This is a genomic window from Bacillus sp. z33, from assembly GCF_058313615.1.
Window position 1 is genome coordinate 190,711 of the sequence record NZ_JBZFQN010000001.1, and the last position, 12,939, is coordinate 203,649.

9 protein-coding genes and 1 pseudogene are annotated in these 12,939 nt (G+C 35.1%); 1 reads left to right on the forward strand and 9 read right to left on the reverse strand.

What is annotated here, in order from left to right; all coding sequences use genetic code 11:
• Positions 1 to 163: 163 nt before the first annotated feature.
• Positions 164 to 2,236, reverse strand: coding sequence for a helix-turn-helix domain-containing protein (locus AC4G3L_RS00980; protein WP_491075114.1), 2,073 nt, complete (start codon positions 2,234 to 2,236; stop codon positions 164 to 166).
• Between the two features lie 506 nt (positions 2,237 to 2,742).
• Positions 2,743 to 4,251 (reverse strand): o-succinylbenzoate--CoA ligase, encoded by a 1,509-nt coding sequence (gene menE / locus AC4G3L_RS00985; protein WP_491075115.1) that lies wholly within the window; start codon positions 4,249 to 4,251, stop codon positions 2,743 to 2,745.
• Positions 4,252 to 4,695: 444 nt separating this feature from the next.
• Here menE and mbcS point away from each other — a divergent pair, with 444 nt between their 5' ends.
• Positions 4,696 to 6,276: an acyl-CoA synthetase MbcS gene (gene mbcS, locus AC4G3L_RS00990; protein WP_491075116.1), complete on the forward strand. Its 1,581-nt coding sequence runs from the start codon at positions 4,696 to 4,698 to the stop codon at positions 6,274 to 6,276.
• 93 nt (positions 6,277 to 6,369) lie between these two features.
• Here the strand turns inward: mbcS and AC4G3L_RS00995 are convergent, their stop codons facing one another.
• From AC4G3L_RS00995 to AC4G3L_RS01025, 7 genes and pseudogenes are all read right to left on the reverse strand, one after another.
• Positions 6,370 to 6,819, reverse strand: coding sequence for an OsmC family protein (locus AC4G3L_RS00995; protein ID WP_491075117.1), 450 nt, complete (start codon positions 6,817 to 6,819; stop codon positions 6,370 to 6,372).
• A 108-nt stretch (positions 6,820 to 6,927) separates the two neighbouring features.
• Complete coding sequence (locus AC4G3L_RS01000; protein WP_491075118.1) at positions 6,928 to 7,089, reverse strand: hypothetical protein; 162 nt, start codon at positions 7,087 to 7,089, stop codon at positions 6,928 to 6,930.
• Between the two features lie 414 nt (positions 7,090 to 7,503).
• On the reverse strand, positions 7,504 to 8,172 hold the full coding sequence (locus AC4G3L_RS01005) for a vWA domain-containing protein (RefSeq protein ID WP_491075119.1): 669 nt from the start codon (positions 8,170 to 8,172) through the stop codon (positions 7,504 to 7,506).
• Positions 8,173 to 8,263: 91 nt separating this feature from the next.
• Positions 8,264 to 8,887 (reverse strand): annotated as a pseudogene (locus AC4G3L_RS01010) (TerD family protein); the annotation flags it as partial.
• A gap of 228 nt (positions 8,888 to 9,115) precedes the next feature.
• Positions 9,116 to 10,198 carry a toxic anion resistance protein gene (locus AC4G3L_RS01015; protein WP_491075120.1) on the reverse strand — a complete coding sequence of 361 codons (1,083 nt, stop codon included), beginning with the start codon at positions 10,196 to 10,198 and terminating at the stop codon, positions 9,116 to 9,118.
• Positions 10,199 to 10,254: 56 nt separating this feature from the next.
• Complete coding sequence (locus AC4G3L_RS01020) at positions 10,255 to 11,880, reverse strand: YceG family protein (protein WP_491075121.1); 1,626 nt, start codon at positions 11,878 to 11,880, stop codon at positions 10,255 to 10,257.
• 301 nt (positions 11,881 to 12,181) lie between these two features.
• Positions 12,182 to 12,922 carry an HAD family hydrolase gene (locus AC4G3L_RS01025; protein WP_491075122.1) on the reverse strand — a complete coding sequence of 247 codons (741 nt, stop codon included), beginning with the start codon at positions 12,920 to 12,922 and terminating at the stop codon, positions 12,182 to 12,184.
• Positions 12,923 to 12,939: the final 17 nt, after the last annotated feature.

Sequence of the window (12,939 nt, forward strand, 5' to 3'; positions counted from 1 at the left end):
TATAATGAATTGAAGATTATATACTTGTTTTTGCTAGAGAAGGAGGTAATGTAGAAGAAAGTTATATAAACAAAGAGAAGGCATTGCCTTCTCATATATGAAAATATTCGGTTTTTATTTTAAACATTAATAATAATGGAAAAAAATACATCGTATTTTGAGGCTAGGATGCTTGGTTCAGTGATTTCTTAAGATAACAGGCTAGTTGAAGGCGTAAAATGTCCTCTGCATCTTCAAACGAAATACCGAGACAATCTTCAATCTTCTTTAATCTTTGGTAAAGTGTATTGATATGGATATACAATTTAGTAGCCGCTTGTGAGGCAGATCGATTCATTTCAAAGTAAGTAATCAATGTTTCTTCGAGTTTGCTGGCTGAATGATGAGGTGTCTGCAAGGGTTCAAATACCTCCTGCAGGAAACGGTTTATTTCTTCTTTGTCTTGATTGATAAACAGCCTGTTCAGACCAATTTTCGAGTATTCTATTATATTAGGCACTTCCTTTGAAACAAGATAGGAGAGAGCCATCTCCGCCTCATTATGAGATTTTCCGATCAGGGATAAATCGCTATAGGATGAGCTGATTCCACCGCAGAGTAATCTGCCCTTTTCCTCCTCATTCCACATCACAAGGGTTTGTTCTAAAACCTGCAAAATAAAAGGGTATGATTTGGAATCGGGAAGGCAGAAGAGAACGATTGCTTTATTATGGTCACCGAAAATGGTTTGAATATAAGAGGATAATTCTTTTTTTAACTGAGCCACTAAACGATGTATATAGGTGTCTAACACTTCTTCATCCTGATTTCCTATATACTGAAGGATTACTGAAAAAAACTCCTCCTGCTCCTTAATTCCTAATTCGTTTGCCTTTGACAATAACGTAGTTGAATCTTTGCTCTTCAGCATTTCATAATATAACTCTCGACGATTTTTGTAATAAAACTCGACTAAATTCTTTTTCTTAACCAGTTCAAGTGCAAGGACAGAATATCCCTGTTCTAATGCGATATGGTCTAGCTGACTTAAGGGTTCCTTTATCTCGATAATAAGACATCCAAGAATTAATCTTTCCGTGCGGATTGGATATAGACAATGGGACTCTTGCTCAGATGTAATGATTTGGTATTGCAAACCATCTTCCATTTCTGTAATCGTATGATAAAGTTTTTGATTCGTATAAGAATAGGGCAGTTTTTTTCTTTCTGGAATACAGCTATTTTCGATTAGGTCTACAAATAATAGTTTTTTTCCTATTATTCTGTTTAGCTCACGAATTACCTTTTTTGCCCCCATATTCTGTAAGGACAAATTCGTCAGTGTGGAATGGATGTCATCTCGTTTGAGAAGAAGCTGATTTTGATTTTTGATATCTGTAAATAACTTCGCATTTTTCAACGCAACACCAATTTGAGAAGAAAAGCCCTGCATCAATTGTAAATCTTGTTCTGTTAGACTCTTACTTGATTTAACCTGGCCAAGTATCATGGCACACTCAATTTGGCCATCAACCGTTATTGGTGCTGAAATTAGCGATTTGACATGCCGGGGAAAGTCGTAGGTAGAATCCCAATACTGATTATTTTCAGGTGAAACCGTAGTCATTTTATGTAAAAGCTTTGAAGGATCCTGTATCAGTTCAGGTGTTCCATTCATAAACATTTGCCCAATAGATCCTTCCCCTAGCCGATATCTCATTTTCCATAGACCTTCCATAACATGACCAACTGAAGTCTTGCAAACTACACGCTCTATATGCCGATCATATAACCAGAGAGTACCTAAGTCAGCATTTGGAATTACTTCCATCGTGTTTTTTAAAATGGCAGAAAATATTTCTTCAATATCAAGCAGGGATGTAGTGTGACAGATACTTTCTATAATTTTATCGATTTTAAATTGGTTTGCGTTCAAAGCATGGTCAGTATATATTGGGTAAAGAAAATAATAGATTAATTCCATATCTTTTTCGTCTAACTGAGTTGGCTGAAACAAGCAAACTGATAATATATATTGAGTTGGATATTTGAAATAAAGATAAGTTTTATGATCCTTAACTTCCTGGATAGATATACAATCTATTAAGTCGGTAAGTAGCGGCTTGAATGCACCTAGTTGTTCCTCCCCTTCTATTAAAATAGAATCTGACATTTCAGGACTTGATAACCAAATTTGATACGGGCCATGAACACCTTTTTGCTTTAAAAATGCCTGCAAAACATTTTGGTTAAACATATTTCCTCCCCTAGATATAAAATAATTTCTTTGAGAATTTTATGTATTCGAGTGTTTTTGCAAATGTAAATTTATACATTGTTTACATTATTATATTAAATTCCCTAAAATGATTAATCAATCTTATTCATATCTGAAAATTCAGCAAAATTCAACAAAACATTTAGTTTTCATTCTTTTACATATCTTCGGATTTAAATATGCAATCTTTTGAAATACATTTAAGAATGGTTTCTCATATGAGAATGACAAGTGATTTCAAGATTCACAAACGCGGTTTCTTACATTCAGTTTTATGCAAAATGGTAAACATCCTCTATTTTCTGATTACACTTCAATCCGCATACTGTTCGTTTACCGAAATTTATTCTACAAATCCTATAATAAAAAATATCCCACAGCACGTAGACTGAGGGATTTATATGATTTATATAGTTGAAACCGCGTGATAATATTACCCCTTCTGATTATGTAGCCGCTTTTAAACTCTAAAATGAACAGGCTTCTTATGCTTGCACTGGATTAACTCGTAATGAATGTTTAAGTACTTTCCCGCTCGCATTTCGTGGTAACTCATCAATAAAGACAATTGTCTCCGGAGCTTTATATTTCGCGAGGTGTTGTTGACAATATGCTTGAATGTACTCTGCAGATAGCTGTCTTCCCTCTTTTAGCACAATAAAGGCCTTAGGGACTTCTCCATATTTAGCATGAGGAATACCCACTACAGCTGCTTCTAATATTTCCTCCAATTGATATAAAACCTCTTCAATTTCAACTGGATATACATTCTCTCCTCCTCGGATGAGCATGTCTTTTTTTCGATCTACAATATATAATAATCCATCCTCATCTATTCGTCCCAAATCTCCGCTGTACAACCAACCATCCTTGATTGCCATGCGAGTTGCTTCATCATTCTTTAAATACCCTTTCATAACTTGTGGGCCTTTAACAATAATTTCACCTACTTCAAAAGGAGCAACGTCTTTTCCGTCTTCACTTACCACACGTACTTGTGTATTGGGCAAAGGCTCTCCAACCGAACCGATTTTTTCTAAAGCATATTGGTCTTTTAAGGTTGTTGCCCCTGGAGAGTTTTCTGTTTGGCCATACAGGTTCTGAACCTTTACATTTGGGTAATATGTCTTTAATTTTTTTACGAGCTCATATGGCATCGGAGCCGCTCCGTATGTAAATAACCGTAGCTGAGACAAATTAGCATCTTTCATTTTAGGAGTATTTAATAATGTACTATAAATAGAGGGAACGCCAAAAAATATCGTAATTTTTTCCCTTTCCAATGCTTTCAAAGTTTGTTCAATAATAAAGGTTTCTTCAATAACGACTGTACCGCCGTTTACGATAGTCGGTATGGAAAAGCAATGACTGGCTGCACAATGAAATAATGGTGTGACAATGAGGGTTCGATCCTGTGAAGTGGTTTCTAAAGACTGCGCCCAGATTTCAGCGATAGCCCGTACATTATCCGCTGATAAACATACACCCTTTGGTTTACCGGTAGTGCCTGATGTGTAGAAAATAACCGCAGTATCATCTTTATGAATGTGTTCTTGCTGGAAAGGGATAGAATAGTCCTCTAAAACTGACTCTAAGGTGTTTTTTTCACCAGTTTCAAGAATATCCTTAAACTGTCCCACAGTAGGACTTATTTGCTCTAGAATTGGATTTAAACGAGCATCATAGATAAGGGCCTTTGCTTCAGAATGCTGCATAATATAATCTACTTCCGGAGCGGCAAGTTTTGTATTGATTGGTAAAACAGAAAAACCACCTAATTGACAAGCATAGTAAGCAATCAAAAATGTGTCTGAATTATATAAGTAAAGAGCAATGATATCCTCTTTCTGATAACCTTTTTGCTGAAAGAATCCTGCTAAGTTTTGTGCTTTTTGATAAAAGTCTGCGTACGTTGTTTCTTTCCCCTTAAATAAAGTAATCACTTTGCTAGGATTTGTTTGTACATGCTCTCGTAATTGTTCATGAATAAACACTCCAGCATCCCCTCCACTTATTAACTAGTATAAGTATACAGAGCTTGGATTCATTATTTTGTCGATTCATAGTTGGTTTAATTAAAATTTGATTAAATCACTTTCTACGCATAATGGAATCTAGATGCCTCTATACGTATGATTCTTCTTATTTTATTGCCTAACTTTCCACCGTTATAGCTTTTGATTTTTCCAGAATGAATACTTAATTCTTTTCAAACAATCTACAAGGAATTTATGTAAAAAAGATTTCCCTCCTATAAAACGTTGTTTAATTATAAACTCTAGCTTAACTAAGCTTGTAAGCCGTTACAAAATGTTCCCCATCCTCTTTCCTTTACTTGTTAGCAAAAAATAGCTAAAATAAAATTTATTACCTAGTACTAAAAGTTATCTATGATAACAGGTATTACATATTTATTTCACATCTTGGGAGGGATTTGCATGAAAAGAGAAGAATTAATAGCTCCTCTTGTATATAATTTAACAACTGAAATTGAGCGTTTTGCTAATGATCCGGAAAGACTGGCTTTAAAATGGGAGAATCAAGAGGGCCTGATTAGGTCCATTACATATAAACAATTAATCGATGAAGCTAATAAAATAGGAAATGTGTTTGCTGAAGCAGGATTACAAATGGGTGATAAAATACTGGTAATCGTCCCCCGTTTAATTGAGGCTTATGCTGTTTATATGGCTGCATTAAAATCCGGTATCGTTATTATTCCATGCTCAGAAATGCTCCGTGCTAAAGATTTAGGATTTAGAATCGAACATGCTGAAGCTCGGGCCGTTGTATGTTATGAAAAATTCACATCAGAAATTGATGCGGTGAGCGGTTCAAATCAATTAATTAAATTCAGCATTGGCGGCCATAAAGATAACTGGATTTCTTTAGATGAAAAAGTAAAATCCGCCTCTTCTCTTTTTGAAGCGGCCAACACAACTAGGGATCATATTGCTTTGTTATCCTATACTTCCGGTACAACAGGTAATCCTAAAGCGGTTGTACATACGCATGCTTGGGGATTTGCGCATTTAAAAACAGCGGCGAAAAACTGGATGGCGATCAATGAGGGTGACCTTGTATGGGCTACAGCCGCTCCTGGGTGGCAAAAATGGGTATGGAGCCCTTTCCTCTCTGTACTTGGAACAGGGGCAACGGGCTTTGCTTATAACGGCAGATTCAGTCCCGATACCTTTTTAGCGTTACTTGATAAGTATAAGATAAATGTTTTCTGCAGTACGCCGACTGAATATCGCTTAATCGTTAAAAGCGCTAAACTTCAAACTTATAAATTGCCTCATCTGCATAGCGCTATTTCTGCCGGTGAAGCCTTAAATACAGAAGTGATTAATGCCTTCTACAATCAATTTAACGTGACAATACGCAACGGATATGGACAAACGGAGAGCACTTTATTAATCGGGCATTTAAAGGATACTCCTCATAAGCCCGGCTCAATGGGTAAAGCTACACCAGGTAATATCGTCGAAGTGGTAGATGAAGACGGTCAGCCATGCCAACCAGGTGAAATTGGCGATATTGCTGTGCATCTTAGTACACCTGCACTTTTTAAAGAATATTATAAAGATCCTGAACGGACGCTTGCTCAAAAAAGAGGAGAGTTCCATATTACAGGCGACCGTGCCAAGAAAGATGAAGAAGGTTTCTTTTGGTTTGAAGGACGGAGTGACGATATCATTATCAGTTCCGGGTATACGATTGGGCCGTTCGAGGTTGAAGATGCTTTAATCAAGCATCCAGCCGTGAAGGAATGTGCCGTAGTAGCAAGTCCAGATGAAATTCGTGGAAATATTGTTAAAGCGTTTATCGTCTTGATGGATACTTATAAAAATCATGCAGAAGATGAACTTATCAAAGACCTGCAAAACTTTGTTAAAAAATTAACCGCTCCTTATAAATATCCAAGGAGCATCGAGTTCACTGATCGCTTGCCAAAAACAACATCAGGAAAAATTCGACATGTCCAATTAAGGGACTTGGAACTAACTAAAGGCTAAATAAATTCATGGCCCAACTTCTAGTCGAGTTGGGTTTTTCATTGTCTGCATAAATAAAACCGTCACTCTTATTGCGACGGTTTTAAGATTAATTTATTTAGTTTGTGTAACCATGACGCCTTTGGATACAACCTTGGTTGGATTAATTAAGGAGTCCAGTGCCGGGCAATGCGCTTCTATATAATGGATAAATTCGTCTATTTTTTCTTTTGGCTCATTTGATACCATGTGAACAGTATACCGGATTTCTTCTAGACCGACCTTTACTCCAGCTTTTCCTTTATAACCACCCGTATCTAAATCTCCTTCAAGTTCAATCTCTAAACGATCATACTTTACACCCATTTTCTCCGCATAGCTCTGAGCCATAATGGTTTGACATGCACCAAGGGAAGATAGAAGGAGCTCTAATGGATTCATTCCGAGATCTGTACCTCCCGCTCTTTCCGGTTCATCAATTGTAACTTTATGACCCCTTGCCTCTACCTCAACTTGTACATTATTGATTAAGGCAGCTTTGGACTTCAGAGTTATTTTTGCCATGATTAATCTCCTTCTGTTCGTAAATAGACCATATATTTTTTACTCGCTTAAAAACAGAGGAATATGCTTATTGATATTAAATTATGAACTTATTAATCATAAATTCAACTATTTACTTTTACGTGGATGTTCTGCTTCCTTCCGTATGGTCCCAATTTTTTTGTCACTACGAGTATCGCGGCCATTTTGGTTTCTGATTGTTCCAGGTGGAAGCTCAAATTCATTTTCAAAGTTTCCTACTCGGCAATCATCATCTGTTCGATGTGTCAATGTTCGTCACTCCTATATAATTTCTAAAACTATATAGGTTAATACCACGAATCATACTTTTCTATGCATCGAATTGTTCTTTTAACTCTTGAAACATTTCTCTATATCCCTACACAAACATATGTTCTATAAGCTGGAATATCGCAATTTAGCATAAATGATTAAAATATGAATATTCTAATCAGAGTTTTAATATAAAATTGTTAATGTTCGTGTTTAAATAGATTTATAAAGTGTCCGTGCGATGAGCGCATCGCACTTTCTATTGATAAACACGAACAAACATATACAATCGTCTATTATTGTTTGTGTTTTTTGTTTGCGCATGTAGTCCTAAAAGATGAATTTATAAAATTCAGACGATGATTTACAAAAAAATGTTCTGTTTAAGCCAATTTCTCACACCTAAATCTTTTATCGCAGTATATCCTTTTGCTTTGCTTCTTCTAACCATTGTGGAAATTCGTTTAACAATTGATCATATAATTCTTCATCTGATACTTCTGCTAAATTATCCAAATGAATGAAATTTGCATTATCAATATAACGGCCTTCCATTGTATCCAGCTTTCTTAACACATCAAAATTAGAATATCCTATGCCTACGAACTGCCAGAAAATCGGCATTTTCGAAGAATTTACAATGACTTTTTTTATACCTGATTTACATCCACCATCATTAATAAATACTAAAAATACAGGCTCCTCTGCTGGTTCTTCTTTTATATATTTACATATAACATCTTCCATAACTGGTGGTTCGTCATTTCTTCCAAACTTATGAATAGATTGGTTATTTACTATTTGATCATTGACATAATTACCAAAATCTTTTTCTGTAACAGCAGGCAGTCTGGAAAACTCATTGTCATACACCCATACATCCAATGAACCGTCATCATCAAATTGGCTTGCTACGGCCAGTATTCTCTCCACTGCTTCCTGGACAACTCCATCACGATATAAAGCGCGCATAGAACCTGAGATGTCTAAAACAAGGCCTACTCTGGCTACAACTCCTTGCAATTTTTTCTTCTCTAAAACAACCTTAGCGATATTCTTTTTTAATGATATTGTCTGCATATCCAACCATCCCTTTTTATTTCACATATCAATTTAATAAAGCAATTGATTTTAATGAAGCACAACAGATTTTGCTATCTGAGCAAATGTTTTATTTGGATCCTCGTGTCCAATTCATGCCCCATTTATAAGCACGGTCCATTTGCTGATGTCCATTAAAATACTCTACTATTCTTTCTACTTTGAATGTTTCATTATTAACATTTTCAATCATTGCGATTGCACACATCGTTTTCCCATTACGATGTTCATCAAGTTTTACTTCTATATCGGATCCTCCGGGATACTTTAAAGTTACAATCCCATCTGCTTGGGACCAATTGGCTACTCCTTCGTAGATAAATGCATATACTAATATACGCTTAATTTCAGTAATTTTATCCCCGTTAATACGAAGATTCTCTCCTCCTGCGGAACTTCCTGTACGGTCATCAGCATCCAGTTTCATAAAAGGTTTTGATTTATAATCACCAAAAGCGTTTCCAAGTGCTTGCACGCATCCTTTCTCTCCATTCTTCAATTCAAATAAACAACCTAAATCAAGATCGACATTATTCGATTTACCAAATAAAGCAGACATGAATCCTCTTGATTTAGGAGTACTTTTTTGATTCCAATTGAGGTTTATCAGGAGTTCTCCCAGTGATTGATTCGTACTTTTTGTTAGATTGATATTTTGTCCTTTTTTCTTTAATTCAACTTTACTTAAGTTAACCATTCAATAACCACTTCCTATTTTGTATTTTTTTACATAACTTAATTATATTGTAATTTGTAAAAATTAGGAATAAAATTACGAAAATTAAAAATGAAAAGCATCATATTATTAGTTTTTAAGTCGAAATACCGTATATATTTTATAAAAAGCCCATTTTTTTACTCGAAAGCATCAGTTAACTAATATTTAAAAAACCCCCATCTTTGTCAGATAGGGGTACACCGGTTAGGCTTGGGATAATACACGTTTCGCGTCTTCTCTTAAGGTTTCCAAGCGTTTTTTATCTTCTATTCGTTGCAAGGACTGTTCTTCTTTAACTTTTTTATATTCATCTATTCCTTTTACTATGGTATCCCACATATTTTCAATGGTTTCCATTTTAATACTTGAGCTTCCGGAACGTTGAGCAATCTCGATGCTTTGATTCATAATATCGCTTGTGACATCCTTTAACATCTGATTCGTACGATCTTCAAAGGCATTCAATGAATCGGAATGTACTTTTTGACGTTTAGCACTTACAGTGTTTATAATGCCCATTTTAAAAATCGGAATCGTGGTAACAAAGGCGCTATTAATTTTTGCCACTAAATCATTATTACCTCGCTGCATGGTTTTGATTTGCGGAGCGGCGATTACAGCTACCATACGGGCTTTTTCTAAATCATCTATTTTCCTTTCTAATAATTCTTTTACCGTACGAAGATTTTCCAGCTCCATTCGAGCCATTTGATTACCCGAATTGACTCTTTGTTCACATTCAGGGATTAACGTCTGAGTAACTTCTTCTAATTTTATTTCAGCAGCTACTACATACTTCTCTAATTCGAAATAATATTCAATATCTTCTTCATATAATCCTTCCAAATTTTGATTTGTTCGTTTTAATTCATCCTCGATCATGGCAAATTCCTTTTGAATCTTATCCAGTTCTCCCCCTAATGTTTGATACTTTTTAAATAGGGCATCCGTCGTTGCCTTTGCTTTTTTGAACAATTTTGCAATAAAATTAGGTTCTTTCATGATTTCATTCTTATCAAAGCGTTTCATTAATTTCTCTAATTGAATTAGCAATTGCCCCGATTCATCGATTTTTGATAGGGTCATAGTCTTTAATATTCTGTCTGAAAACTGAGAGAGTCTTTCTGCTGGTTCTCTTCCCAGTACCAATAATTCATTCTGATTGCGCAAATCCATCGTTTTTACAATTTGAAGAACCTGTGGTTCATTGCGCAACTGCATTCTTACTTCATTAGCAGACTGCTCTGTTAAATCATTCGTTTGGATTGTCTGTAATTCATTAACCATTATTTTTCCCCTATCATTGAAATATTTTATTCATTCCATTTTTCGAACTGCCAGTTTTAAAATATCCTCTTTATAAATTTTTTAATTAATGATTTATCTTTTTGTTGAAAGTCTGGTATTTCCTGTTCAAAAACGATTTCTTCTAACCAATGGGTATCAAAATGAGATGAATCTATAAAATTCTCAATATCGGTTTGTCCCGCTGGGTTATATAGAATAATATCTACACCGAATTCATTTAAAAACAGCAGCAATGCCGCATCTTCACGTGTAAATGTACTGGCTATCCCTATATTGTATAGAACGATTCTGGGTACATCTTGAGAATAATCGAATTTTTGTAATTGTTTCAGAAAGTCCTCAGGAATCAAACTGGCTTGTTTAAATAAAAATACTTGTAAATCATAATCCGTTTCATGGTTCAATTTTAGTAATTTAGGTTGTTCGCAATAATCTTTTATTGTCCAAGAAAGGGCCCTTTGTAACTCAATCGGTAAATGCCCATATCTCCACCAATTTCCTGTGAGCATTTTTTCAGGTGAAAGTGCTCCGTCTTTATCTAAAGAATGCTGAAAATGAAAATGATAATTGGCTTTCGTCTTTATAGTGAAAGGAAATTCGCGAATGTTTATTGAGAGCCTAGAATCCTTGAGCCCCTCCATTTTAGACCAATAGTCCTCTCTGTCTCTCGATACTCCATTAATTTTTGAAAATATAACTGGAATGATTACTCGATCCTTTTCAATTCTAAATTGCGGCCTAATCATTGCTTTTTCTTTTGCATATATAAAAATGTCATCGTAGGTCATTCTTAATGTTATGGATGCAGGTTTGAAATTTCTAAATTGCCAAGGTTTATAAATACCTGACTCATGATCATTTAACATGATTTCAAGCTGTTTATTGGCTCGATACGCTACGGTCGTTTGCCGCTCTCTTTCCTTCATAGGGAAAGGTTCTAATTCACCTTTGTTTGTATACATATATGTTAATGAAAATTCATTTTCCCTATCAAGGTCACCAAAAAAGTCTGTTCCAGTTGGGTGAAAAATTAAAACATCACACCCAAATTCCATGAGCAGCAATAAAAAATATTTCTGACTTAAGGATAAATCTCCATACCAAACGACTTTCGGAAAATCTGAACCTATTTTAAGGTTTTCGGACCATTTTTCCCAATGGTTTTTCAACCACTTAATCATATCAATGATAAATCTGCGGAATTCAGCTGATAGCAACCCGCTCTGCTGCTCTTCTTTAAAATGCTCAACCACTTTAATGATTGACATTTGTACATGTCTGTTGATGGCAGAATCCTGGTGCTTAGGTATTAAGTTTTTGCCATATAAAATAGCAATCAATCGTTTAATTGAAAGTCCTTTATTTTCTGTCCGATGTAAGGTTAAAACGTCCTGTATCATTTGGAATACCTGATTATCTATTGTTTTATCCAATTCTTCACTTAACACATGTATAAATGGTTTTTGGTGCATGTCGTATAAAGAGTTATAGTATTCATCTTCGTCGAGCGGAATACCTAAAACTCTGAGACTGATTCTTTGAAAACGAAATGTTGAGTCATCCAATTGATAAAATGGTCTTGTACGAATAGAAGAAAGAAATAACTCTAACCATTCTGCTGTAGATTTATATAATAAAGGCTCTATTTTTATGTAATTCACTATTTAAACTCCTTTCTCTAGGATGAATCGTACACTACTATTATATATCTATTTTTTTACAGTTGAACGATGAGTTTTGGGAAATTCGCTCTTTTTTTACAATAAATACAACTTTGAACGGTTTTTTTGCAGAAACGTACCTAGTTTATTTCTTCTCTAAAATAAAACATCTATGATATTTTGATTTGCTCAATTACATAGATGTTTTTTAAAGTATAGCTATTCACTTATAAAGAAGTCGTAACCCGGTGGGATCGCATTATCTTATCTTATAAACTCCACCCACCGGGCTACAGCTTTATTAAAAGTTAAGGAGATTATGGATTAAATCTTCTGTGGAAGCTGCTCCTTTACCATTTAACCAGTTTATTTTGGGGTCATTCGGTTTTGCCTCAAACAACTCTCCGTGCTTTGGACTATATCCTTTATCGGCAATGGCGATCATATCATAGTCCATAAGTGAATCCCCGGCAGCAGTGTGAATATCATAGTCCAGCCGCTTTTTTAAATGCTCCACAGCAAAAACTTTATTTAAATTACTTGGTAAAATATAAAGTTTTCTTCCATGCAAAAATGTTCTCCACCCTATTTGGTTTAATTCATCTTCAAAGGATTGCAGTTCATGGTGCGGTAATGTCTCTTTATTTACATGGTACATATAGAACAGAGAATCGATATGGAACTCACGCTCAACCCAGGAATCATGACGAATTTTTGAGAAGGTATTTAGCATGTCATGATGGGGAAGTGAAGTAACAGAGAGATGATTTTTTATAAAATCCGCCCACTCAAGATCTGGCTTACCATCTACTAAAATGGTTCCGCCATTGCTCACAATGGCATATTTAGGCTTGATTTTCTGTTGAAATATCTCAATTCTTTCATATTGATAAAGCGCTCTTGTCGTTACTGGTACAAATAAATGTTGTTGATTAAACTGTTGCAAAAGATCAATGGAAGTTTGAGACATATAGGTAATAATGTGATCACCTTTAAATTCGACTGGTGTTATTTGGTTATCGATGGGGTATTTGTCCATCATATTTTTTGAGTAGATTA